The organism is Nonomuraea sp. NPDC049269, from assembly GCF_043197155.1.
GTDB lineage: Bacteria > Actinomycetota > Actinomycetes > Streptosporangiales > Streptosporangiaceae > Nonomuraea.
The window spans coordinates 110,736-134,060 of record NZ_JBICSO010000010.1 but is presented as its reverse complement, the minus strand read 5'-3'; the positions used below and the strand labels follow the sequence as shown (position 1 = coordinate 134,060).

Annotated in this window: 26 protein-coding genes and 2 pseudogenes; 15 read left to right on the top strand and 13 right to left on the bottom strand. The window is 68.1% G+C overall.

The annotated features are described in order from the left end of the window. Positions 1 to 45: 45 nt before the first annotated feature. The 3 genes from ACGFNP_RS46915 to ACGFNP_RS46905 form a co-directional block, all read right to left on the bottom strand. A complete protein-coding gene (locus tag ACGFNP_RS46915; RefSeq protein ID WP_364006868.1) occupies positions 46 to 162 on the bottom strand; it encodes a hypothetical protein in 117 nt (38 codons plus the stop codon). Positions 163 to 467: 305 nt separating this feature from the next. Continuing rightward, on the bottom strand, positions 468 to 836 hold the full coding sequence (locus ACGFNP_RS46910) for an MmcQ/YjbR family DNA-binding protein (RefSeq protein WP_358342375.1): 369 nt from the start codon (positions 834 to 836) through the stop codon (positions 468 to 470). Beyond that, positions 833 to 1,228, bottom strand: coding sequence for an MmcQ/YjbR family DNA-binding protein (locus ACGFNP_RS46905; RefSeq protein WP_358342377.1), 396 nt, complete (start codon positions 1,226 to 1,228; stop codon positions 833 to 835). Before ACGFNP_RS46905 ends, ACGFNP_RS46910 begins: the two co-directional genes overlap by 4 nt. Before the next feature lie 527 nt (positions 1,229 to 1,755). Here ACGFNP_RS46905 and ACGFNP_RS46900 point away from each other — a divergent pair. Further along, on the top strand, positions 1,756 to 2,286 hold the full coding sequence (locus ACGFNP_RS46900) for a helix-turn-helix domain-containing protein (RefSeq protein ID WP_393329520.1): 531 nt from the start codon (positions 1,756 to 1,758) through the stop codon (positions 2,284 to 2,286). 54 nt (positions 2,287 to 2,340) lie between these two features. Here ACGFNP_RS46900 and ACGFNP_RS46895 read toward each other — a convergent pair whose 3' ends face one another. Beyond that, positions 2,341 to 3,333 carry an aldo/keto reductase gene (locus ACGFNP_RS46895; protein ID WP_393329518.1) on the bottom strand — a complete coding sequence of 331 codons (993 nt, stop codon included), beginning with the start codon at positions 3,331 to 3,333 and terminating at the stop codon, positions 2,341 to 2,343. Between the two features lie 124 nt (positions 3,334 to 3,457). Between ACGFNP_RS46895 and ACGFNP_RS46890 the strand changes: the two genes are divergently transcribed. Beyond that, complete coding sequence (locus ACGFNP_RS46890; RefSeq protein ID WP_393329517.1) at positions 3,458 to 4,078, top strand: TetR family transcriptional regulator; 621 nt, start codon at positions 3,458 to 3,460, stop codon at positions 4,076 to 4,078. 250 nt (positions 4,079 to 4,328) lie between these two features. Here ACGFNP_RS46890 and ACGFNP_RS46885 read toward each other — a convergent pair whose 3' ends face one another. Then, a complete protein-coding gene (locus ACGFNP_RS46885) occupies positions 4,329 to 5,351 on the bottom strand; it encodes an alcohol dehydrogenase catalytic domain-containing protein (RefSeq protein ID WP_393329515.1) in 1,023 nt (340 codons plus the stop codon). A 72-nt stretch (positions 5,352 to 5,423) separates the two neighbouring features. Continuing rightward, complete coding sequence (locus ACGFNP_RS46880; RefSeq protein WP_393329514.1) at positions 5,424 to 6,860, bottom strand: carboxylesterase family protein; 1,437 nt, start codon at positions 6,858 to 6,860, stop codon at positions 5,424 to 5,426. Between the two features lie 940 nt (positions 6,861 to 7,800). Here ACGFNP_RS46880 and ACGFNP_RS46875 point away from each other — a divergent pair. The 7 genes and pseudogenes from ACGFNP_RS46875 to ACGFNP_RS46845 all read left to right on the top strand — a co-directional run bounded on the left by ACGFNP_RS46875 (position 7,801) and on the right by ACGFNP_RS46845 (position 12,533). Beyond that, positions 7,801 to 8,646, top strand: a complete 846-nt coding sequence (locus ACGFNP_RS46875; protein WP_393329512.1) for a DUF4158 domain-containing protein — start codon at positions 7,801 to 7,803, stop codon at positions 8,644 to 8,646. Between the two features lie 294 nt (positions 8,647 to 8,940). Then, positions 8,941 to 9,300, top strand: a pseudogene (locus ACGFNP_RS46870) (carboxymuconolactone decarboxylase family protein); the annotation flags it as partial. A gap of 563 nt (positions 9,301 to 9,863) precedes the next feature. Next, a complete protein-coding gene (locus tag ACGFNP_RS46865) occupies positions 9,864 to 10,403 on the top strand; it encodes an ABC transporter transmembrane domain-containing protein (protein ID WP_393329510.1) in 540 nt (179 codons plus the stop codon). A 317-nt stretch (positions 10,404 to 10,720) separates the two neighbouring features. Continuing rightward, the gene (locus ACGFNP_RS46860) at positions 10,721 to 10,960 is read left to right on the top strand and encodes a hypothetical protein (RefSeq protein WP_358341578.1); all 240 of its coding nucleotides are present in this window, start codon (positions 10,721 to 10,723) and stop codon (positions 10,958 to 10,960) included. Then, positions 10,867 to 11,289, top strand: coding sequence for an ATP-binding cassette domain-containing protein (locus ACGFNP_RS46855; RefSeq protein WP_393330118.1), 423 nt, complete (start codon positions 10,867 to 10,869; stop codon positions 11,287 to 11,289). The genes ACGFNP_RS46860 and ACGFNP_RS46855 overlap by 94 nt, the downstream gene beginning before the upstream one ends. Positions 11,290 to 11,344: 55 nt before the next feature. Next, positions 11,345 to 11,776 carry a DUF4158 domain-containing protein gene (locus ACGFNP_RS46850; RefSeq protein ID WP_393329509.1) on the top strand — a complete coding sequence of 144 codons (432 nt, stop codon included), beginning with the start codon at positions 11,345 to 11,347 and terminating at the stop codon, positions 11,774 to 11,776. A 103-nt stretch (positions 11,777 to 11,879) separates the two neighbouring features. Then, positions 11,880 to 12,533: a hypothetical protein gene (locus ACGFNP_RS46845; RefSeq protein WP_393330156.1), complete on the top strand. Its 654-nt coding sequence runs from the start codon at positions 11,880 to 11,882 to the stop codon at positions 12,531 to 12,533. A gap of 102 nt (positions 12,534 to 12,635) precedes the next feature. Here the strand turns inward: ACGFNP_RS46845 and ACGFNP_RS46840 are convergent. The 4 genes and pseudogenes from ACGFNP_RS46840 to ACGFNP_RS46825 form a co-directional block, all read right to left on the bottom strand. Continuing rightward, positions 12,636 to 12,899 (bottom strand): annotated as a pseudogene (locus tag ACGFNP_RS46840) (class I SAM-dependent methyltransferase); the annotation flags it as partial. Positions 12,900 to 13,084: 185 nt separating this feature from the next. Beyond that, on the bottom strand, positions 13,085 to 13,783 hold the full coding sequence (locus tag ACGFNP_RS46835; protein ID WP_393329507.1) for a DUF998 domain-containing protein: 699 nt from the start codon (positions 13,781 to 13,783) through the stop codon (positions 13,085 to 13,087). Between the two features lie 141 nt (positions 13,784 to 13,924). Further along, complete coding sequence (locus ACGFNP_RS46830) at positions 13,925 to 15,340, bottom strand: tyrosine-type recombinase/integrase (protein ID WP_393330116.1); 1,416 nt, start codon at positions 15,338 to 15,340, stop codon at positions 13,925 to 13,927. Then, entirely contained in the window at positions 15,312 to 15,971 is a 660-nt protein-coding gene (locus tag ACGFNP_RS46825) for a hypothetical protein (RefSeq protein WP_393329505.1), read from the bottom strand. Before ACGFNP_RS46825 ends, ACGFNP_RS46830 begins: the two co-directional genes overlap by 29 nt. Positions 15,972 to 16,055: 84 nt before the next feature. On the opposite strand from ACGFNP_RS46825, the gene ACGFNP_RS46820 reads away from it, so the two are divergent. From ACGFNP_RS46820 to ACGFNP_RS46810, 3 genes are all read left to right on the top strand, one after another. Then, on the top strand, positions 16,056 to 16,607 hold the full coding sequence (locus tag ACGFNP_RS46820; RefSeq protein WP_393329503.1) for a TetR/AcrR family transcriptional regulator: 552 nt from the start codon (positions 16,056 to 16,058) through the stop codon (positions 16,605 to 16,607). A 7-nt stretch (positions 16,608 to 16,614) separates the two neighbouring features. After that, positions 16,615 to 16,992, top strand: a complete 378-nt coding sequence (locus tag ACGFNP_RS46815) for a DUF5360 family protein (RefSeq protein ID WP_393329501.1) — start codon at positions 16,615 to 16,617, stop codon at positions 16,990 to 16,992. A 178-nt stretch (positions 16,993 to 17,170) separates the two neighbouring features. Further along, complete coding sequence (locus tag ACGFNP_RS46810; RefSeq protein WP_393330113.1) at positions 17,171 to 18,274, top strand: IS5 family transposase; 1,104 nt, start codon at positions 17,171 to 17,173, stop codon at positions 18,272 to 18,274. Between the two features lie 7 nt (positions 18,275 to 18,281). On the opposite strand, the gene ACGFNP_RS46805 is transcribed toward ACGFNP_RS46810, so the two are convergent. Continuing rightward, positions 18,282 to 18,653: a hypothetical protein gene (locus tag ACGFNP_RS46805; RefSeq protein WP_393329499.1), complete on the bottom strand. Its 372-nt coding sequence runs from the start codon at positions 18,651 to 18,653 to the stop codon at positions 18,282 to 18,284. Then, positions 18,650 to 19,723 (bottom strand): tyrosine-type recombinase/integrase, encoded by a 1,074-nt coding sequence (locus tag ACGFNP_RS46800; protein ID WP_393329497.1) that lies wholly within the window; start codon positions 19,721 to 19,723, stop codon positions 18,650 to 18,652. The genes ACGFNP_RS46805 and ACGFNP_RS46800 overlap by 4 nt, the downstream gene beginning before the upstream one ends. A gap of 409 nt (positions 19,724 to 20,132) precedes the next feature. Between ACGFNP_RS46800 and ACGFNP_RS46795 the strand changes: the two genes are divergently transcribed. The 3 genes from ACGFNP_RS46795 to ACGFNP_RS46785 are packed head-to-tail and all read left to right on the top strand — an operon-like array spanning position 20,133 to position 21,363. Further along, entirely contained in the window at positions 20,133 to 20,615 is a 483-nt protein-coding gene (locus tag ACGFNP_RS46795) for a hypothetical protein (protein ID WP_393329495.1), read from the top strand. Between the two features lie 48 nt (positions 20,616 to 20,663). Next, positions 20,664 to 21,125 carry a recombinase family protein gene (locus ACGFNP_RS46790; protein ID WP_393329493.1) on the top strand — a complete coding sequence of 154 codons (462 nt, stop codon included), beginning with the start codon at positions 20,664 to 20,666 and terminating at the stop codon, positions 21,123 to 21,125. Next, positions 21,106 to 21,363, top strand: a complete 258-nt coding sequence (locus ACGFNP_RS46785; RefSeq protein WP_393329492.1) for a recombinase family protein — start codon at positions 21,106 to 21,108, stop codon at positions 21,361 to 21,363. The genes ACGFNP_RS46790 and ACGFNP_RS46785 overlap by 20 nt, the downstream gene beginning before the upstream one ends. Positions 21,364 to 21,873: 510 nt before the next feature. Here ACGFNP_RS46785 and ACGFNP_RS46780 read toward each other — a convergent pair. Next, positions 21,874 to 23,265: a 2-oxoadipate dioxygenase/decarboxylase family protein gene (locus ACGFNP_RS46780; protein WP_393329490.1), complete on the bottom strand. Its 1,392-nt coding sequence runs from the start codon at positions 23,263 to 23,265 to the stop codon at positions 21,874 to 21,876. Positions 23,266 to 23,325: the final 60 nt, after the last annotated feature.

Here is a 23,325-nt window from a genome sequence, read left to right as displayed (position 1 = left end):
GTAAGTCGATGGACTCACCACCTGAAGGTAACTCCCTCGCCATCCTTAAGGCAAGTCGATCAACTTACCATCGGTGGCCTGGAGCGGTTCGGCCACGCCGGAGAAGGTGGCCGACACCGGCTCGAAGGCCATGTCGCTGCCGTCCGCGAGGAGCCGGGCGATGGTGGTCTTCCCGACGCCGGGCGGCCCCGCAGGATGGTGGAGCTGAGCCGCTGCTGGGCGACCATGGGGGCCCAGCAGCGGCGTCCGCGGCCAGGAGGTGGTCCTGCCCGGCGACGTCTTCCAGCTTTGCGGGGCGCAGGCGGTCGGCGACTGGCCGGGAGGGCTCCTCGTCGAAGAGCGGCAGGATCACTGCGGTCGGTTCCATCGGTCTCTCGGGTCGCAGGCGGGCGTGTGCGGACGGGGCGAGCCCTTGCACGGGACGCTGACGAGCGAGGGCTCGCCGTTCGCGGGGAAGCTCGCGGCGCTCATCGGGCACTGGGGCGGTCGCGTCGCGGCAGCCGCCCGGCGACCAGGTCGTAGGAATCCTCGATCGCGTCGGTGATCAGCCGCTCGGTGATGCCGGGTCCCGGCCCCAGTGAGATCCAGTGGCGTTTGTCGAGATAGCGGCCCGGTGTGATCGAGGCGTAGCCGCGTTCTTGCGCGCGGGCGTGTTCGGGTTCGCACTTGACCGTGATGATCTGTTCGTCCGGGTCGTCGGTGACGATCAGGAACACCTTGCCCGCGACCTTGTACACGTCGAGTCCCGGGGTGAAGGGGTATCCGTGGCTGACGTCGGGGAGGGCCAGGGCCGCCTGACGGGCGGTGTCCTGGAGCCGGTCACCGGCCGCGTTCACCGGGCCGCCCGTGCGCCGATGCCGTAGGTGTGCGGGTCGACGGGCTGCTCGGCCTTGGGCAGGTGGGCGACGACGAGCCGGTAGGAGTCGGTGACGAGCTCCCTGACGAGCTCATTGTCGACGCCTTCTCCGCTCTCCAGGGTGATCCAGTGCTTCTTGTTCATGTGGTAGCCGGGGGTGATGTGGCTGTACTGCTCCCGCAGGGCGTGGGCCTCGCCGGGGTCCGCCTTGAGGATCACGACGGGCCGCCCCGGGACTTCGGTCATCAGCATGAACACCTTGCCGCGTACCTTGTAGACCTCCCAGGCGGGGCCGAAGGGGTGCTCCAGCTGGGCTCCGGGGAGTTCCTCCGCGCAGTCGGCGGCGGTCTTGTGCAGGGCCGATCCGTTCATGGGTGGTGAGCCTTCTCAGGTGGTGACGGACTGTGGCATCGAAGGAGGCGGAGGGCGCGCCGCGCGGGCGCGGTGGCACGTCCCATCCTTCCGCCGAAGCCGACCGGAAGGGCGGTAGGCTGCGGACACGTGATGGTCGACAAGCGACACTCCGGGCCGAGCGGGCAGGCCGGACCAGCCGCGGTTCCGCTGTACGGTTTCCAGCCCCCGGTCGGTACTCCCTACGGCCTTGAGGTGAGTACCGTCGAGGACTTCTTCGCCCAGCACGACGACTGGCCGTGGAACCCGCCCCGTCCGGGCCGTGCCACCTTCCACTACCTCATCGCGATCACCGAGGGTGAGCTGCGGCACGACGTCGACCACGTCACGCGGACCGTCGCCCCCGGCCAGTGGCTGTGGGTGCGTCCCGGGCACGCGCAGCGCTGGCATCCGCCCGGCGCGGCCCGCGGCCCGTTCATCCTGTTCGAACCGGACGTGCTGCGGCCCGACCTCGCCCGTCTCCTGGCACCGCGCACGAGGCCCCCACCGTGCTCAGCCCGCACCCCGACGACACCGCCTGGCTCCAGCAGACGGCACTCCAGCTCCTGGACGAACACCGCGCACTGGGGCGCCGCCCCCTCGACATCCACCACGCCCTGCGGCGCAGCCTGCTCGAATCGCTGCTACTGCGCCTGGCCAACTCCCCGGGCATCGCCCCCATCGGCACGGCCACGGCCGGCACCGGCCGCGCCCACAGGTACGGGCGCTTCCTGGACGCCTTGGAGCTGCACTTTCGCGAGCTGCACCAAGCCGCGGACTACGCCGAGTTGCTCGGCTGCTCGGTCCGCACCCTCAGCCGCGCCGCCCGGGACGTCACCGGCAAGGGAGTACGCGAGCTCATCGACGAGCGGCGCCTCCTGGAAGCCCGGCGCCTGCTGGGAGGTGCCCGGTGGGATGCCCGGGCTGTGGCCGTCCACCTCGGCTTCACCGATCCCGCGAACTTCGGCCGCTTCTTCCGCGACCGCACCGGCCTCACCCCGGCCGCCTTCGCGGCCCGCGCAGTGACGACCGACGCGTGACGGAAACGCGGCGGAGGCCCCTTGCCCGTCGGGAGGCGATGACTCCCGGCGCGGTCAGTCTGTGGTGAAGCTGGACAGCATCGCAGCGGGGTAGCGGCTGCCTGCCGAGCCGTGGGGAAGGATCTCAGTGATGCGGGCCAGATCGGCGGCCGAGAGCTGGACGTCGACGGCGCCGGCGTTCTCCTCAAGGCGCTTGGTGCTGCGGGTGCCGGGAATGGGCGCGATGTCCTCGCCCTGGGCGAGCAACCAGGCCAGCGCGAGCTGGGCGGTAGTGATGCCCCTGGTGTCGGCCAGATTCTTGAGCTGTTCGATGGCGTGCACGTTGTACGTGTAGTTCTCGCCCTGCCAACGCTCGTCCCAGCTGCGCATGTCGTCCGCGGCGTACTCGCTCGCGGGCTTGACCTGGCCGGCGAGGAAGCCGCGGCCGAGCGGGGAGTAGGGCACCAGGCCGATGCCGAGTTCCCGCAGAACGGGAAGGATCTTCTCCTCCACCTCCCGCTCGAAGAGCGAGTACTCGTACTGGAGCACGGAGACCGGGGTGACGGCGTGGGCGCGGCGAATGTACTGGGGGCCGACGTTGCTCAGGCCGAAGTACTTCACCTTGCCCTCGGCGATCAGTTCGCCAACCACGCCGGCGACCTCCTCGACCGGAACGGCGGGGTCGGAGATGTGCTGGTAGAAGAGGTCGATGTGGTCGCTCTGCAGGTAGCGCAGGCTGTTCTCGGCGACCTTGCGGATGTTTTCCGGGCGGCTGTCGAAGCCGGGGCTGAGCAGCTCGGCGGTCATGTCGAAGCCGAACTTGGTGGCGAGGACCACCTCGTCGCGGAAGTCCTTGACCGCCTTGCCCAGGAGGATCTCGTTGCTGCCGGTACCGGCGCCGTACAGCTCGGCGGTGTCGAAGAAGTTTATCCCGAGTTCGTGGGCGCGGCGGATGGTCGCGATGCCCTCGTCGTCGTTCGAGGCGCCGTAGGCCATGGACATGCCCATGATCCCCAGGCCGAGCGCCGAAACGCGCAGACCCTGAGAGCCCAGATTGCGGTGCTGCATGAGTTCACTCCCTCAGTGTTTCGCCGGCTTCACCCGCAGAGGTCAAACCGAACTGTTCCGTTTGACTCTATGCGCCGATCGCCCGGATGCCAAACCAAACGGTTCGGTGCTCTATCCTGGGGCCATGCCTCAGTCCCGCGACTCCGGCCAGACCGCAGCGCCCGCCGCCGCCGGCGACACCACGCGCGAGCGCATCCTTACCGCTGCCATGGAGGAGTTCGCCCGCCACGGCATCGCCGGCGCCCGCGTGGACCGCATCGCCAAACTCGCCAAGACCAGCAAAGAACGCGTCTACGCCTACTTCCGCAGCAAAGATGCGCTCTATGCCGACGTCGCTGCACGGGAGCACGTTGTCATCGCCGAGGCCACCCAGATGGACCCCTCCGACCTCCCCGGCTACGCGGGCCGCCTGTTCGACTACTTCGTCGCCCGTCCGGACCACCACCGCCTGATCACCTGGGGCCGCCTCGAACTGTCGGGCACCACAGCCGCTGCCGACGATCCCGCCCAGGCATTGATCGCCCGCAAAATCGACCAGCTCCGCCAGGCGCAGCAGGCTGGACAGCTCGACCCCGCCTGGGACCCGGCCGACGTCCTCGCCCTGGTCAACCAGATCGCCACAACCTGGGCGTCGCAACCCGAACACAGCGAGGCCGCCGCCGCACACGCCGCGGACCCCACCACCGCCGCCCGCCGCGCCGCGGTGGTGACCGCTGTCGAGCGGCTTTTCCCTCGAGCGCGCTGACGTCCCCCGGACCGGCGGCAGCCCTGCCCGAACATTCCCCAAACGGCGCCGTCCGCCCTTGCTGCTCACCAATGGGCGCATCCTGCCGACGAATCAGCGCTCCTGGGCCAGGGGAACAGGTGCCGGGTGGGGTAGGCACGGGCGCCCCTTGCGCCTCACGCGGTGTCAGGATTTCGTGCTCTCCGGCGCTTATGTTGTCGGCCCTCGCGCATCGGGGGTGGTTGGTTGTCGTTTCTCAGTTGCCCAGGTCTCAGTCGTCCAGGACGACGACGTGCTTGCCCGGCGTGGTGCCGGACTCGACGCCGGCCTGGGCGTCACGGACCTGGTCCAGGCCGTGGTAGACCTTCGCGACCGGGACTTTGAGACGCCCTGCGGCGATGGCCTGGAGTTGGCGGGCGAAGACGTCGGCCGGGAGGTCGGCGGACTGACCGCCGTAGGAGGTCAGGCGTACCCCGTTGGGGATCAGGAACGGGGTGAAGTCGGGGATCGTCCACTGGCCCGCCAGGGCTCCGGTGAAGCAGACGGTGCCGTGCCGGCGGACGGTGCGGAGGGTGTCGGCGAGGACCGAGCAGCCCACCAGTTCCAGTGCGGCGTCGACACCGTCGGGCACCAGTTCGCGCACCTGGTCGGCGATGGTGCCGTTGTCGACGAGGGGATGGTCGACGCCCGCGGCCCGCAGTTCCCCGGCTCTTTCCGGGCCGCGGGTGGTGGACAGCACAGTGGCTCCGAGGTCCTTGGCGATCGTGGCCGCGCTCAGCCCGACCGTGGAGGTGCCGCCGCGGATCAGCAGCGTCTGTCCTGCCTGTAGGCCGAGGCCGGTGGCGAGGGAGCCGTAGGCGGTCTGGAACATCTCCGGCAGCGCACCGACGACCTCCCACGGCAGGCCGGTCTCAAACGGGATGACCTGCTCCGCGGGGACGGTCACGTACTGGGCGTACGCGCCGTCGTACGAGCGGCCCATGCCACCCATCATCGTGGCCACCTGCCGTCCCGGCCGCAGCCCGCTGTCCTCGTCGGCCTCATCGACCACGCCGACGCCCTCGATGCCAGGGACGCGCGGGTAGGTAACCTCCGCATCCGACTCGCCCATGCGGGTGCTGACCTCGGACTCGTTGACGCCGAACGCCTTCACCTTGATCCGCACCCAGCCGGGCTCGCGCACGGGCACCGGCACATCCTTGATCTCCAGTGCGTCGAGGCCGCCGGGCCGGGTGACGACGACGGCCCGCATCGTCGCCGGTACGGCGTCGCCGGCCGCTGTCGGTTGGCTCATGCCGAGCTCCTTGTCGTGTTCGTCCCCGGGATGTGGAGGTGGAGCCGGGGTATTGGTATCGCCCGGTGACCGTCAGGGGCGGTCGATGTTCTCCCACAGGTCGAGGGCCGCCTGGTAGTGGGCGCCGGCCTCGAAGGGCAGGTTGCCGACGCTTTCCGAGGTGGGCCGGTCGGTGACGGCGGGCCACGGACGGGTCTGCTCGCCGGTGGTGAAGTCGAGCACGATGTCGCGGATACGCGTGTCACGCTCGACCTGTTCGGGGCTGCGGCCCGGCTGTTGCTGGCCGACCAGGGCGTACATCTCGGTGCCGTGCACGGCGGGCGCGCCCTCGGCAGGCCCGATCGCGAGGAGATGGGCGTTGCCGCCCGCGGCGGCGTGGGCCAGGGCGGCGCGGGCCGCGGGGAGCCCGAAGATGTAGTCGGTCAGGAGCGCGGCACGGACCTCGGCGGGGGTGCGGCCGTCTTGGTCATAGGCCTCGACGATCTTCTTGGCGCGGGAGCGGGGAATGCGCCAGCCCGCGACTTCGTCCGTGATGCGGTCGACGGTGTGCGGGTCGAACCGGTCGAGGTCGTTCGCCACCCACCAGCCCATGTCGTCGCTGGCCATGCTCAGGAGTACATCGATGTCCCGGTGCGTGCCCGAGGCGATGACGTCCATGGGGTGGGCGTGCAGCACTGCGTCGGGCTGGTGGGTGTCCAGGACGACGCCGAGGCTCCGGCAGTCCATCCCGCCGCGGACTCCGAGGTCCGTCGGGGTGACCTTGTGCAGCGCGGCGACCAGGGAGGCCGGGTCGAGGTCGATCAGCTTGTCGGGGTTGCTCGCGACGCCGAGTTCGGTGACGAACCGCTCCGCGAGTTCTTCGGCCCACCAGGCGGGCTGGAGCCGGGAGGGTCCGGCGGAGAACCCGGCGAGCCGCCGGTACAGCCCGTCCGCGGCGGACGCACCGAGCAGCCCGAACGTGGAATAGGCGCCGGCGCTGTGGCCGAAGACGGTGACCTGGCCGGGGTCGCCGCCGAAGGAGACGATGTTCTGCTGGATCCAGGTGAGCGCGGCGATGATGTCCTGCAGGCCGAGGTTGCTGGCCTCGGCGAGCCGCCCGCCGTACTGCGAGAGCGAGACCGCACCGAGTGCGCCGAGCCGGTAGTTGACCGACACGCCCACGACGCGTCCCGTCGCGGCGAGACCGGCGGCGTTCGAGGTGGTCTGCGTGTTCGCGCCGAACTCGAAGCCGCCGCCGTGGATGTACACGGCCACAGGCAGCGCCTTCCCGGTCGGCTGCTCGGGAGCCCACACGTTCAGGTTCAGGCAGTCCTCGCCCATCCCGCTGTCCGCTTCGAGCCAGTCGCCGCTGTCGGGCTGGACAGAGACGATGCCCTTGCGGCCATAGGGGCGGTCCGGATCGAAATCCGCGACCACGGGGCGGCGGTATCGCTCGGCGGTGGCGAACGGGATTCCCCACCAGGACCGCACCCCTGGTGCAGTCGGAGCCTTGGGCGCGGTCGCGGTCATGGCGTGAGATTCCTTCCGGTGCGGTTCGGGTGTTTCGCGCGGCGTGTCGGCGGCTGATCGCTCGCGGTGACGCTCTCCAAGCATTCCCTGGACTCCGATAAATCGCCGAGCGGACAGCAGTCACCCGGTGGTCATCAGGTGACACTTTTTCTGTACCTCCTTCTCGTAGCCAGGCCGCTGCGGCGGCCTGGACGGCCTGAGGTCCTGCCGTCAGCGCGCCCGGTGGACCATCGCGCAGGGACCGCTCGAACGTGAGCTGGCCAAGGTGCTCGGCATGCCGTACGAGGAGGTCATGCTGGCGGCCTTCATCCCGCTGGCCCGTATCCCGCGCAAGGAGGTCCTGCACTGGGACCGGTGGTGAGCGCGCTTGCCAGGCCGCCCCGACCTCAGGGGCGGCCTGGCAAGCGGATCAGACGCAGACGGAGATGCCCTCGCCCCACCGATCCCGGGCCAAATCCGCAGGTCCCGGTGTGCGGAGCTGTCGCAAACCGTGACCTTCACGGGTGTGGTGGGCATCGGCTGTGGGGACGGAGATGGCAGGGTGAGCACTGTGAGTGAACAACACGCACAGGCCAGGCCGGACAGCGGGCGCTCCGGGGACGTGCCCGGGCGCGCCCTGGCTATGAGCCGGTATGAGGTGCTTGCAGCGGTGGCTGGCCGGCTACCGGCGCGTGGAGACATCTGCCTTCGGAAAACCGCGCTCAATGGCCAAGCGTTCTGGACCCGGAGCCAGAGCACAGGCGCGAAGTTCGGACTCGCGTGCGACCCGACTGTCATGAGCTGGACGACGGTGATCATGGCTGGCGTGGGACTGACACAATTCAGCACGTAATCGGTCACGTCCGATCATCTGACCTGGCCGCTGCTGATATCCGAGGGCGCCTCCACCGCGCTGCGCGAGGTGAGGGCGCGCCCTCGGATGCCTGGAGGCACCCTTTTCATGCCGGTCAGTTTCCTCACCACCGAGCAGCGCAGCCGATACGGCGTCTTCAACGCCGTCCCCGACGTCGCCCAGCTGGGCGCCTTCTTCCGCCTGGATGCCGATGACCGGCGCCGGGCGATGGCCGCCAACGGCGCGCGCAACCAGCTCGGCTGGTCCGCGCAACTGGGCACCGCACGGTTCTTGAACTGCTTCCTGGACGATCCCGAGGACGTTCCGGCAGCGGTGGTCGACTACGTCGCCGAACAGCTCGGCCTGCAGGCCGCTGACCTGAAGGGGTACGGCAGCAAGGAGGCCCGCTGGGATCATCAGGAGCAGATCCGCGGCGGCTACGGCTTCACCGCCTTTGCGGGCGAGCAGTGGTTCGCGCTGGCCTGCTGGCTCTACAAACGCGCCTGGACCACGGGCGAGCGCCCGATCGTGCTGTTCGACCTGGCCACCCACCGCCTGGTGGGGGCCAAGATCCTGCTGCCCGGCGTCACCACCCTGGAGCGGATGATCGCCGCTCTGCGCGAGCGCGTCGCCGCCCGCCAGTACGCGCTGCTGGCCGCCGCCCCCAGCCCGGACCAGGCCGCCGTGCTGAAGAACCTGGTCAAGATCGAACAGGGCCGGCGCGTCTCCCGGCTGGACCGGCTACGCAAAAGCCCCACCGACGTCAGCAGCACCGGCCTGGTCAAAGCCCTGGACCGGCATGTGGAACTGCGCGACCTGGGCGCGGCCGGCTGGGACCTGAGCGCGGTGCCGCCCGGCAAGATCGCCGCACTGGCCCGCTTCGCGCACGCCGCCCGCGCCCAGGCCGTCGCCGAACTGACCGCCGTCGCGGACTTCTTCACCACGCATCTTTGACACGACGGCTTTCACACGACGGCGGCGAACAGGACATCGACGTGCACGACACGACCACTCCCCGACTTCCGAAACTGACCGAAGCCAAGCTGAACGAGGAGCAGCTGGCCCTCTACCAGCAGATCACCTCGGGTGTCCGCGTCACAGGACCCCAGCACTTCGCGCTCCAGGACCAGGATGGGGCGCTGAACGGACCCTTCGGCATGATGCTGTACGCGCCTGCCCTCGGCGGCCGACTCCAGGAACTGGGAGCGGCGGTGCGCTACCGCACGCGGATGAGCGCCCCGCACCCGCGAGATCGCGATTCTCGCCGTCGCCGCGGCAACCGGGAGCGACTTCGAGAGGTATGCCCACGAGCGGGTGGGACGCGCGGCAGGACTCACCGAAGAGGAGCTGTCCACTCTGGCCTGCGGCACCTTCACCTCCGAGGATCCCACCGAGGCGGCGGCCTACAGCCTGTGCCGGCGGCTGCAGGACGACCCTCGCCCCTTGGACGACGACGAGTACGAGGCCGCGGTCACACCGCTCGGACGCGAGGGTGTGGTGGAGCTGGTCGTCCTCATCGGGTACTTCCGCACCCTCGCGCAGCTGATGGAGGTGTTCGCGATCGGTGCGCCGTCCTCCCGAGCGGAATCCACCCGTGACCGAGCTTGACGCCGATGTGAGCGTCGTAGGGGCTGGGCCCGGCCTGACCGTGGCCACCGAGCTCGGCCAGGAACTGCAGGATGGGCTGGCGGGTGGCCAGCACGGCGAAGGAGAGCAGCGTATACAGCAGAGGCTTGGGCTGGCTGCATGGGTTGAGGGATGTAATCCGGGGCCTGGCCGTCCTTGAACATCAATCGCAGGCTGGCCGCTGTTGGGAGAAGCGGGGGCTCTATCTTCGTTCTCATTAAAAATCTACAATGTAAAGGCGCTCGGCTGATGAACCACTAATTACCCCGAACACAGCAGGAACGGGCTTCGCCCGTACGCTCCAACACAAACTAGCCCTGATCGTTTAGCCGGTTGGTGAGGAGGAATGCCTGGACCTGCGCGGAGAGCGCTAGGCGGGCATCTACGAGTTCGCGTAGCGAGTCGGGAGTTACGGCCGCTCAAGGAAGTCAGCGTATTGATCGCGGACAGGAGCCGCGGTCGTCTCAACGGGCCAGGCCAAGAGCGATCATCGTCGACTCGGGCGGCACCCGATACATCAACGAGGCGGGGCTCCTCCATAGAGGTTGGCCAGCGCATGTACCGGCGCCAGCTGGAGACCGGCGGCGGCGTGCCATCCTGAGAAGCTGCGGGCGCTGCTCGGCAGCACGCCCGCGGACGCCGTGCCCTGGCTGGTCGCGTTCGGGTCCGCGGTCGCCCTCTACGCTGTGCTGCGCTACATCAGCGACTTGTCCGGTATGCGGGTCGGGACCACCATGTTGCGCGGCATGTATCACCGGCTCGGCGAGCATCTGGCCCGCCTCCCCCTCGGCTGGTACAACGCCGCTCGCATTGGCGAGGTGTCCGTCCTCGCCGGCTGCGGCCTCCTGCAAGCCATGGGCGTGGCCGCGCATCTGCTGGCACCGTTCATCTCTGCCCTGGTCACGCCCCTGACCATCGTGGCCGTGATGATCGCCTTCAACTGGCGGATGGGGCTGGCCGCGTTGCATGCCGCACTCGTCGTGGCGGCGATCCAGGCCTGGACGGCACGCGCGACGGCCGCCGCCGACGCCGAGCGTCACGAACGCGACCAGGAGGCCGGCGGGCGCGTCATCGAATTCCTCTAGGCTCAACCGGTGCTGCGGGCCGGCGGCCGGACCGGCGAACGCTTCCAGCTGCTCGACGACTCGCTGCTGGATGCCCGACGCGCCTCCCGCCGTACCGTGCTGGCGACGCTGCCCAGCGCCGTGGGGCTGACGCTCACCGTGCAGACGATCTTCACCGGGCTACTGGTCCTGGGCGCCTACCTCGCGCTCGGCGGGAACATCGGCGCGGCGGAGATCCTGGCGATCCTGGTGCTGGCCGCCCGCTGCGCCGACCCGCTGCTGTCGCTGTCGGCGGCAAACTCCGCGGCGCGCGTTCGGAGCTGGCCAGACTCGAGACGGTGCTACGCACCGAGCCGCTGCGGGAACCCCGCGAGCCGATCCAGCCGGCGCACCACGGCCTGGAGTTCGACGCCGTCGCCTTCTGGCACGGCGTGCACACGGTGTTCGACGAGGTGTCGCTCACCGTCCCTGAGGGACAGCGGCTCTGCCCGGCGGATGGGCGGCGAACGTCGGCGAGGGCGGCGCGCTGCTGTCAGGGGGCGAGCGCCAGCGTGTCTCGATCGCGCGGGCGCTGCTGAAGAACGCGCCCATCGTGCTGCTGGACGAGGTGACCTCCGCGCTGGACCCGGTCAACGAGGCGGCCGTCCACGAAGGCATCCAGCGCCTGGTGGCGGGCCGGACGGTGGTGATGGTGGCGCATCGGATGCGGACCGTCCAACGCGCCGACCGCATCGTCTTTCTGGACGGCGGTCGGATCGTAGAGGAAGGCAGCCACGACGAACTGCTCGACCACGGTGGCCGCTACGCCGACTTCTGGAACATCTCCATGGCTCCCGCTGCGCGGAAAAGAGCCGGAGTATGGGGGTCAGCCCACATACGCCCAAAACCCACATTGAGTGGATCTTGAAGGGTTGAGTGGGTGGGTTTGATGAAGCTGTGATCTTCTTCGCCTGTTGTGTCGCGTGTTCGTCTCGCTACGGTGTGGCTCGTCGGTTGGCGGGTTGAGCCGGGAGGCACGTGCGGTGACGTCGGTCGAGCGAACCGCCTATCGGGTGTTCCCGCGGTTGATGATGACGCGCGAGTTGTACCTCTTCTACTCCCTCTCACAGGAGGAGATGGCGTGGGCGCGGGAGAAGACCGACGCCGATGAGCACCTGCTGGCGTTGACGCTCGCGCTGAAGTGTTTTCAGCGGCTGGGCCGTTTCGCCAAAGGCCCGCGAGGTGCCGGTCGTGGTGGTGGAGCACGTACGGCGATGCCTGGAGCTGGGCGAGGACGTGGCGCCGGTGTATGCCTCGCCGCGTACGGCGGAGTCGCATCGGGTGCTGGTGCGGCCGCCGGGAGGGGGTGGCCTATGCGCCGGGCAAGGCTCGCAAGATCGCGGCCAAGGCGATGACCCGGGCGGCGTGGGTGAAGAATCATCCGCCGGATCTGATCAACGTGGCGTTGGAGCGGCTGGCGCAAAGGAGCAGGCCGCTCACCTGGCGTGGGTGGAAGGATTGTGCGACACCGAGGCGGTGCTGGAGGGCATCGCCGCCTCGAAGGTCGCCGATTTCGCCGGGGAGGCCGACGCGGCCGACGCCGATGTGCTGGCCCGGACCTACACCGTCGATGCCAAGCGGGTCGCGTTGCTGGTGTGCCTGGTGCACACCGCCCAGGCGCGGGCGCGTGATGATCTCGCCGAGATGTTGTGCAAGCGCATGGCGGCCACCGCCAAGAAGGCCAAGGCCAAACTGGAGGAGATCCACCTGCGGCAGCGGCAGGTGGTGGAGAGCTTGATCCTCACCTACAGGGGCGTGCTGCAGGGCCTGGTGCCTGGCGGGGCGGTTGAAGCGGCCGAAGCCGCAGCCGCCCAGATGGTGATGATGGCCCTGACCGCGCTGACCGGCCCAGTCGGTCACGCAGACGTAGACACCGAGGCCGGCAGCGAAGCGGGCCGGGAGGCTGGCGGGGAAACCACTCAGCCAGATCAGCGCGCCGGTCTGGAGGCCGCGGTCGAGGCGCTGGTCAAGGCAGTGCGTATGCAGGCCGCGGGGATGGGGTCGGTCCGTCAGGTCGTGGAGCGGGCTGGCGGCGCGACCGCGCAGCTGGCCGACATCGAGGAGGTGACGGCCTACCAGCACGACAACCACGAGCTGCTCATCCAGCAGTAGCTCTTCGAGGTCGCGGCCACCCACCTGCTGTGTGACGAAGAGACCATCGCCGGTCAGGATCCGGCGGACCTCGTACGGGTCGTAAGACTCGTGCCGGCTAGCCACGACCGTGAACGAGCTGTCAGCGAACGGCAAAGCGCCGTTCTCGCCAACCGCCGCAACCTCGATGCCCAGCGGCTCCAGGCGGCGACGGGCCACTGGCAGGTTGGGCGGGTAGCCCTCGGTGGCGGCGGTTCGGGACGGAAGCGGCGCAAGCGCGGAAAGGAACTCCCCGCCTCCCGTGCCCAAATCCAGCAGCGAGTCCGCGCCGAGCAGGTGTTCGCGTAAAAGGTGTTCGTAGCTCCACAGCAGCGGTTCCTCAACCATGCGCCCGCGAAGAGCGGCGAAGTGGACGCTTGCGGAAACGCCTTAGATCGCCTGCTCGTCTCGGGCTCGCTGCGACGAAACACAGAGAGTCGCGTCACTCCTATTGATCAAACAGCGTTTCCCGAGGTCCAACAACACCCTCGTACGGCTTCACCGACATCGACGGGCAAGCGGCACCCCACCGCTCACGCTGGACTCCGCCTGACCAGCCGCACCGCCAGCAGGGTGAGGAAGGCCCACCAGATGGTCATCGCGATCCGCTGGAAAAGCCCGCCGTAGGCGACCAGGGATGGATTCTGGGCGAACGCCATTGTGCACAGGACGAAGGTGGCACCGAACGCCACCGCGCTGGCGGCCGAGTAGACGGCCCACCCGAGCTCCCGCGTCCGGGCGAACCGCACCGCGAACACCACGCACGCGACGGGGACGGCGACGAAGCCCGGCAGCGAGATCAGGTCGTGCAACTCCGCGGACCGGCTGCTGTACTCCTGCAGCAGGTCAGGGGTCCCCGGCGGATACCCACTTACCGGGTCGGTGGTGAAGGCCCCCGCGCCGACCAGCATGAGCCCCCAGACCCCCACCAGGGCCGGACCCCAGAACGAACTCTTGAGCGCCCGCCGCAGTCCCACGGCGAAGGCGAGCGTCAGCAGGCCCGCCACGATGAAGTTGGCCGCCTGGATCCAGCCGTGTTCGCCCAGCTCGAGCGAGCTGACCGGGTGGCGCAGCGGGTCGTAGTGGGCGCGTACGGCGCCCTGGACGAGGAATGCGACGACGAACAGCGGTCCCGCGAGCGCTCCGCACAGAAGTAACCGTTTCGTCGTCCGGTCAGGGGAATCCGCCATCGGCGCCCCGGGAGCGGGGCTGGGCGGTGTGATAGTACGCATGCCTGTCAGGCTAGATTGACACGATCGCCTCTGTCAATCCAGCCTGACAACGTGTCGCTCGGCTCCCGACCGGCTCCGCCCCGTCAGTGATGACGTCCTGCATCACCACACTGATTGATCACCGGCTCCAAGATCACGAGTTCAGCAACACCCTCTAACGGCGATGATCGGAAGCAGCGTCGCCTGGGCCGGAATACCGATCTGCTGCGGGGTCGCACCGGATGGCGTGGGGACGTCGGCGAGACGTTCCAGAAGCTGGTCAAGAGCGGCCTGGCCGTCGTCGACCGCGGCCCGCTCGTCGTCGGTGAGCGGGACGGTGGCGAGCATGCGCTGCAGGTTGTCCTTGGCCTCCAGCAGCAGCGCCCTGGAGGAGTCCTTCGGGGTATAGAAGTCGCACTTGGCGCAGGCCATCCGGTGCGGGCACTGCTCGAAGAAGGTGTAGTTGCAGAACCCGTGCCCCAGGTCGTAGTACTGCCACGGCTCTCCCGCGGCTGCGCCCCCGCTCTCGACGGCGTCCCGGTCGACCAGCACCTCGATGGTGCGCACGTTGCGTTCGAAGTAGCCAGCGTCGCGGTATGCCTTGCACAGTGTGTTCGGAGTGATCTTGGCGTAATGCTGCGTAGTGTCGGCTGAACGGTGCCCGAGCCAGGCCTGAAGCTCGAACAGCGTCATCGGCTCCTTGGCGTTGTAGAGCTGGCTGGCGATCGTGGACCGGGCGCGGTGGCTGGTGATGTTCCCCCGGATGTCGGCGGTCGGGACGCCCGCCTTTCGACACAGGGATGGGATGATCGTTTTGTTGATGTAGACCTTGGCGACCCGGCGGGCTCGCATCGCGAACAGCAGGTCGACATGCTCGCCGGTCTTGGTGTCCAGCATCTTCGGCTGGTCGGGTCGCACCGCTTCCCATGCCTCGATCGCCTTGCCCAGCAACGGGTCCACTGGCTTGGTGAACGCGGTTCCGGTCTTGTGGGAGGGGATGTCCAGCAGGCAGACAGCGTCCTGGGCGAGCACGTCGGCAGAGCCGCCCAGAATAGGGGTGCCGTCGTGCTGCCAGCGAATACAGCCGACCCGCAGTCGCGAGATCTCGTCGCTGCGCTGCCCGGCGAACAGCCAGGTCAGCGTGATCGCGCGGATAAGCTCCATCGGGTAGCACGGGCCACTGGCGTTGGCGGGCAGGTCGTCGGCCTCGATATTCAATCCGGCCCACAACAGCTTGGCCCAGACGTCGTCGGCGATGACTCTGGGGTTCGGGCCGATGAGCGCCAGGACGCTGCGCGGGGTGGCCAGCGCTCGTGCGGGGTCGAACCGTCGCGAAATCCACTCCCACTCTTGCAAGTCCCGGAAGAACGCCCTGGTCGCAGTGAGCATGCCGGCCTTGGTGCGTGGGCTGACGGGCTGGCCAGAGCGCTTGGACAGGCCGACCGTGCGCTGGATGTAGTCGCCGACGTTCATGCGGTCGACCGCCGCGACCCACGCCGCGCAGGTCTGCCGCGTCCACTGGTCCGGCGTGGTGATGCCCGGGTGGTGATCAGCTAACCAGCGGCCGGCCTTGGCCATCACTCCCCGGACGATGCCGCGAACTTTCGGGGGTCAGGGTGGAGGTGTCGTGCCAGCGTTCGATCCATTCTGTCCAGGCCGCTGGCGCGCCCTCGATGGCGGGCATCGTGCCGTGCGCGGAGAACGATGGAGGTTCGCAATATCCCAACGCGGCGACGGCCCGTTGGAAACCGAACAGCGCTCCGAGATGCCATCGCCGCATGCCCGTGCTCTGGCGAAGCCGATCGAATGCCTCGGTGGTCAGATCCTCCAGCAGAGGGCTGCGGTTGAGCAGCAGCGACTGGCAAATCACGGTGGCCATGCGATGGTCGGAGTCTCGGCCGAGACGGTAGCCCCATTGCTCCAGGAGGCCGGTGATCTGTTCCTGCGCCTGGTCGACGACGTCTTTGCCGAACACCCGCCAGGACAGGGCCAGCCGGTTGAAGCCACCGAGCTGGTCGAAGCTGGTGAACCCGCCCAGCAGGTAGGCGTAGGCGGCGACGTAGGGGCGGACGGTGCCGTCGATCCAGCCGGGCCAGGGATGCCCGAACTCGGCGACGCTAAGAGCCTGCTGACAAAGGATTTGGTCGCCGAGGCCAGAGGCCGGGATGGTCTGGGGAGTGTCATCTGCAAGCGATGTGCCCGCGGCCAAGAGCGGGCTCCTGATCAGAGCGGTGTTGTCAAAGAAGGAGAGCCTCCTCTGAAACTGTACCGGCCGACCGGTATAGTATTGAGTATGCCACGACCAAGCTCGAAGGACCGTCTCCTCGACGCCGCCGCTGACGTGCTGCTGTCGCAGGGAGGTGAGTCGCTCACCCTCGAAGCCGTCGCCAAGCGGGCCGGGGTCTCCAAGGGCGGACTGTTCTACCACTTCCCTACAAAACAGGCCCTGGTAGGCGCCATGGTCGACCGGCTGACCAAGGCCTTCGAGGACGCGCTCGCTCAGGCGGGCACCCACCCGGGCGACTTCTTGCGCGCCTATGTCGAGGCGACCATCCCCGAGCGGCACACCACCGCCACGGTGCCTGCCGACCGCGTCACCGCTGCGCTGCTTGCTGTAATGGTCGTCGACCCGGCGGAGCTCGAGCCGTTGCGTGAGCGGTTCGCTGCCTGGCAGGCCAGGCTCGCCGACGACGGCATCGACCCCGCAGCGGCGACAGCCGTACGGCTGGCCGTGGACGGGTGGTGGGCGGCCAGGCTGCTTGGGCTCGGCCCTCCTGGACCTGACCTGCATGAGGGGACCCGCCGCTACCTGATGGAGGCTATCGACCGTGCTGCGCGCTACTAAGGGCCTGATGCTCGTCACAGATGTCGGCTTCGTGGTCTATTTCGCCGTAACGGCTCTCGGGCTGATCCCGCTGGAATGGGCGTTCGCTGACTACACCAACCCGCTGATGATCGACTGGAACTGGTCATTCCTCTGGATCGACCTGCTGGCCAGCCTCACCGGGCTGACCAGCCTGTGGCTCCTGCGCCGCGGCAGGGCGAGCGGTCCGTCACTGATGCTGGTCTCACTGGTGCTGACCATGGCCTCAGGACTCATGGCGATCGCGTTCTGGACGTTGCGGGGAGACTTCGCACTCGCCTGGTGGATACCGAACCTCTACCTCATGCTCTTCCCCGTTCCCGGGATCATCTGTCTGACGAGCCAACCCGTTGGGAGTCGCGCATGATCTTTTAGAGCCTGCTGACGAAGGGGTTTGGCGTCGGGCGTGAGTCAGGAGAGCGCCGGGGTGTGGTCATCGTTGGGCTGTTAGCCCGTGAACGGGAGCGGGCTCCCGGTAGCTGAGGTGTTGTCTAAGCAGCTCAGCGGCCAGGAGCCCGTGGTTGTCTGTCTACACGCCTGCGGCCGTGAACGCCAGCGGTTGCGCCTCACCGGGATGCGCATGTCGCGACCGGAAACCGGCATACCCGTCGGATCTGGCCGATGCCGCATGGTTGGTGCTGGAGCGCGAGGCACGGGGAGTGATGATCGAACTGGTCGCGGTCGCGGGCAGGCCGATGGTGCATGACCTGCGCGCGATGCTGGACGCGATCAACTACGTGACCCGGTACGGGATCGAGTGGCGGGCCCTGCCAGTCGACTTCCCGCCGCATCAGGCGGTGTATGCGTTCTTCCTGCGCTGGTCCCGTCGCGGCCTGCCCGAACGGCTGGCCGGACGGCTCCGCGGCCGGCTGCGCATCCTGGCCGGACGGGCGGAACTGCCGACAGCCGGCTGCGTGGACTCCCAGACGGTCAGGGCGGCCGAGACCGTCGGAGCGGCCGCCTGCGGCTACGACGCGGGCAAGAAGCTGAAGGGACAGAAGCGGCATATCGTGGTCGACACGCTCGGGCTGCTGTTGTGCGTGATCGTCACCGCCGCGTCGGTGCAAGACCGTGACGGCGCGCATCCAGTGCTGGCGCTGCTACGGGAGAAGTTCTCCACGATCCGTCTGGTCTGGGCCGACGGCGGCTACGCCGGCCGGTTGCAGGCCTGGGCCGGGCAGGTCCTCGGCCTGGCCGTCACGATCGTCCGGCGCAGCGACGACCTGCGCGGCTTCGTCGTGCTGCCGCGCAGGTGGGTGGTGGAGCGCACGTTCGCCTGGCTGGTCCGCTACCGCCGCCTGGTGCGGATCTATGAACGCAGGCCCGACCACCACGAAGCCCTGATCTGGTGGGCGGCCGTGCACCAGATGACCCGCCGCCTGACCCGCGAACTGGCAGGCCGGCCGCCCGCGAGCCGCTGGAGCGCCCCGCCGCCGCTTCCGGACCTGACCAGCTCCGATCGGCGCGGCAAGGTCCTGCAACTCCTGGCCGCTCAACCCTGGCGAGCGTGGAAAGGAGCCGAACTGGCCGCCATCCTCGGAATCGAGAACGTCAACAGCTTCCGCGTCCAACTGTCCCAATGGTCTCATCAGGGCCACATCAACAAGATCGGACCAGCCCTCTATGGCCCCATGCCGACGAGCACTTAAGCCTTCGTCAGCAGGCTCTAACACCGATCAAACGTAACCAGTCCTGCTCGGACCAGGCCCAAAAGCTGGTGTTCTCCTCGGCGCAGCGCAGCAGCACCAGGCCAATCGCGTCGGTAATTGCGCGCCGGTGATGCGGGGTGTCGGGGCACCACAGCGCGGCCCGCGCCAGCGGGCACAGCAGCCGACTGATGACGGGCCATCCTGAGTGGTCCCGGTCGTAGCAGCGACGCCGACGCAGGTTCAGCCCGAGCCGACGCAGCGCTTCCAGTTCCGTCTCGGTGAGATCTGGCCGGCGGTCGTATCCGGCCAGGTCGACCGGCCAAGGCCAGCCGGGAGCTGCGGCCGTCACGCTGACGGCCGCCGATGTCATCGTGGTCACCGGCCCGCTGCCTCCGTCGCCGACCTGTCGAGGCGGGCCAGCATCTCCACCCGCCAGGCATGGATCTGCCCCATGCCCTTGTTGAGCTTGTCAGCGAGATCGCGGCCGGACAGGTGAATGTAGGTCAAGGTCGCGTCGGTGGTTTGGTGGCCGGCGAACGTGGCGATCGCATGCAGTTCCCACCCCATCCGGGCCAGGTCGGTCAGGCAGAGATGCCGGCTGGTGTGCGTGGAGAAACGCGGAATCCCCGTAGCCAAGGCGATCTTGCGGACAACTTTCGACCAGGTCCACAACGTCAGCGGCTGGGCGTGGTTGCGGCGGGACTCCGACAAGAACAGCGGCCCGCGTGCCCGGCTGATTCCGGCCCGGTGAGCGAGATAACTGGAGAGCGGTGCGCCGGTGGGCGCAGAGTACGGCACGACGCGTTCCAGCCGGTTCTTCGTCGTCTCGGCTCGGATCCGCAGCATGCGATGGCCCGGGTCGAGATCGTCGGTGCGCAGGGAGCACAGCTCCTCGCGGCGCAACGCCGCATCGTAAGCGAGCGCCAACATGACGCGGTTGCGAACGCATTCCCCTGCAGCGACGGCGAGGATATCCCTCCACTGCTGCTCGGTGGGGATCCACGGCAACTTCGTCAGCTTGGGAACAAGGCCACGCTGATGTCCGCCGCCCCTACGCCCAGGTGTGTAGCGGCCCCGGCCGACCGGATTGGAGTCTCGTATCCCCTCCTCCATCAAGTAGTCGTAGAACAGCCGCACGGGCACCAATCGCTGCTGGATCGTGGCGTTGGCCAGGCCCGAACCGGAGTCGATCGATATGACGTTCGCCCCTCGGCGACTGGGCCGGGAGGTTAGTTCACGCACGTACACGGCGACGTGGGCGCGGTTCGCGGTGACCGGGTCGATGCCCTCGCGGTCGCACATCGTCAGGTACTCGGCCAGGCCGCGGGCGTAAGCGTCGATCGTTCGGGGCGCTCGCCCCAGATCCGTCCATATTCGCAGCCACTCGGCCGCCCGCTCGTGCCGGTCGAGCACCGGCCACTTCTCCTCCAGCACCACCGTGCTGCCCAATGGATCTCCTCAGTCCGTGGTCCGATAGGAGAATGATCATTCCTACCGTCAGATTCCACGTAACTAATACGAACGTGGTGCGCGCCGCACGGCCGATCTCCAGCATCGCCTGGTAGGCCGGGTGCGAGGCGGTGCGGGTGAAGCGCGACAAGATGGCCTCGGTGGACGCGGTACGGGTGCGGATCGCGGTGGCGTACTTGAGGACCTGGTCGGGGTCTTGGGACTATCCGGCCGGAATTGAACGATAAGCCTTCGCCGCAGGTCAGGCAGGGTTGCGAAGGGGTGTTGGTGGATGGGGGCGCCCACGGTGGGATACGTCTGTCCTATCTGTAGGTCGTCGGCTGGATACGACCGGTACGATCAGGAGAAGATCACGAGCTGGCGCACAGGTGTGGCACGAGGAGATTGGTTGAGCGACAGCGTGGCCGCCGATGCTGAGGACGAGGCCGGTGAGGCGGCTGCGCCGCCTCCGTTCGAGCCTGTGCGGGTGGTGCCGACTCGGCCGGATGGCTGGCCGGACTGGCTCGGCCGCAGGCCGATCAGCTCGGTCGACCGGGACAGGATCCTGAAGGATCTAAGCGCCGATCAAGAAGAGTTGGACGCTGTCAAGCGACGGGACGGCCTGCGCCTCGCACCGCTGTTCTCGTCTGTAACGATCGAAGGGTTCGGCGGGCAGGGTGATCCACGGAAAGTGGCCCGGCTGCGAGCCGCCATTAACGCTGCGTGCCGGGTCGCGGCGGGGGATCGGCGGACCAGTTATCACGCGACCGGTGAGCGCAGCACGATCGGGATCACGGGGCCGGACGCGCGTGAGCGGATCGCGATGCTGCGCCAGCAGCTCGCCAAGATCGGCGGTAGCCGCGGCTGGACGATCACCGAAGATCTGAACTGACCCAGCTCTCACGGCGAGCGAGGGTGGTGACTGTGTGTCGTCCCAGAAATGATCGTTATCGAGACACGGTCCAGTGATCTTGTCGATTCCATAGCATTCCAGGTCGACCATTCTCAAAAGACGCGCCCGAAAACAACGTCTCAATACAGAGTGACGTCACCGTTTGTGACTCACTTCTCCAGTGAGCAAGATCGGCTATGGGCGGGCCAGCACCCGCGATCCCAGCGCGACGCGCTGGCTGCTGCTGGATGCGACCGCGTCTTCATCGACAAGGCTTCCGGCAAGCTCGACCGACGGCCCGAGTTGGACGAGGCCCTGGATTACCCGCGACCGGGTGACACCTTCGTCATCACCCGCTTGTCCCGAGCCGCCCGCTCTTTGCGACATCTGCTGGACCTAGCGGCAGACTTGCGCGGGCGCGAGGTCGACCTGCTGGTGCTCAAGCAGGGTATCGACACCTCCACCCCCGACTGGGCGCCTGCAGTTCCACATGTTCGGCGCGTTCGATGAGTTCCTGCGCGAACTCATCGTGGAGGGAACACTTGAAGGTCTCGCCTCCGCGCGAGCTCGCGGCCGGGTCGGTGGCCGGCCACGGGCACTGGACGCCGATGGAATCGAGATGGCCCGAGCGCTGTACGAGATGAAAGGCCACGACGGCAAGCGCAAGTACACCGTTCAGCAGATCGCGGACCGGCTTGGTGTCGGCCGCGCCACCATATACCGGAGCCTCGATGCTGACCCCAGATAAGAGCCTGGCGGCGTCGCCCCGATAAGTCCCGCTCGACATGGGAGCCCCCAGGTGAGCACGATTGAGGAACCGGACCTTGACAGCATCGTCTCGGTCAACCGGAGTTATCCCGACCAGGAGATCTGGGAGCACGTGTCTCCCGGCTCACGGTCCAATGCCGGTCGCCACCGAGTTACCTGTCCTGGGAAGAGTTGGGCGGGGTGAGATCACCCTGTTGGTCCCCGCTGGTCAAGACCGTTAAGTGGCGGGATGGCGGGCAGGACGCTTCGAGTTGCTGAACGAACTGCAGGCGAAGCCCAACGAGATCGGTGCCGAGACCCACCGTGCCGACACGAGTTGAGCTGGTCATCTCCTGCGTAGTTGGTGCCGATCGCGGCCTGTGCTGGCGGCCGCTACGGCCCACCACGGTCAACGAGTCCGGCACCTCATTCGTGCTCCCCCGGGTGATGTGGCAGGGAAGTGACGATTTCTTACTGTTATTTGCCGCTGAAGATCCTTCCCTCATTCTCGTCAACGGTACCGCAAGGCGGTCAGCCCGAGCGCCCGTAGCGTAAGAGCCAGGGACTCGTCCTGTTGTGCCGCGTAGAGCTCGAAGGGATCGTGCACGGGTCGCTCGATGGTCTCGGTGAGCCATCGTGCGTCATAGTGGGCTCCACTCACGGTGGCGTTCCAGGTGCCTTCGCCTGTGAGGTTGGATTGGAAGATCCCAGCGGCCGAGCGAGGCAGGAAGTCCTCGTAGACGATGGGGTGGGCGGTGATCCAACCGTCTGCGAATAGTCCGGCGACGTCTGCGGGTGGTTGCCGCCGGTCGCCGGGACGTCTGGTGGCCGGTTGGTAGGTGAAGTACGCCAGGCGCTCGGTGAGCAGCTGGCGCTCGTTCCCGGGGAAGCGGGCCTGCCAGATGCTCCGGGCTAGATCCTGCCTGGTGACATGGGGATGGTCGGCGCTCCGCAGGTCGGTTTCGGTGACGAGCTCGTCGTACAGGGCGCGGCCGGCCGGGGTGAGGGCGAGGCCCCGTGCCTCGACCTCACCGAAGCGGACACGCAGCGACCCGGTGGTGACGCTGCCATCGGGTTCGCGAAACTTCCTCGGTTCGGCGAGTGCGCGAAAGGAGGTCTGGCGCAGTAGGACGTCCGGGCCGTCCCAGCTCGGCGGGCCCTGGACAGCATCGATCATGGCGATGCTGCGGGCCGCCATGCGCTGGTAGAGCAGGTCGATGTCGAGCACGCGCGGCGTGAGGTGGTTGATGTGCGTGCTGGAGACGCCGCCTATGTCGGCGGCGACGGCGGAGACGCGCTCCAGCTCCGCGTACCACGTGCGGTCCACCGGCTCGGCGGACAGCTTGAAGGCGACCACGGCGAGGGCGAGGAAGCGTTCGGCCTGTTCGTGCGGCAGCCCCGCGTCACGTTCGGCGCGGCGGGCAAGGTCAAGGAGCTCCGGCGCGAAGAGTTCGCGGCGGGAGAGGAACTTCTCCAGGCGGTCCTGCAGGTCGGCGTCGAAGAAGCGCCGGTCGGCGGTGGTGAGCAGGGAGGTGAAGACCCGGAACGGGTTGCGGGCCAGTTCGAGGGCGTCGATGGGACGGAAAGCGGTGGAGATCACCGGTACCGCGCTGAAGGTCGCATCGCGCAGGTCGTAGAAGCCCACGGGGTACATGCCGAAGGCGGCGAAGATCTGGGCCGCCTGGCGCATCTCCAGCGGGGTGCCGACACGAATGGCACCGTGGCGTTCTGCCGTGATCCGGTCGATGCCGCCCAGACGTTCGGCATTGGCGTTCTCACGCATCACCTCGTGGTTGACCTCGCCGGCGACGTCGAGGAGCGTGGTGTATGCGGGCACTTCGGTCCCGTACATGTCCGACAGGCGGCGGGCGAATGCGGCGCGCAGCCGCCAGGTGGGAACCATGCGAGTCTCCTGCGTGTCGTTCCACTGATCCGGGGCGCGGCTCGGTGGGGCCGCGGTTTC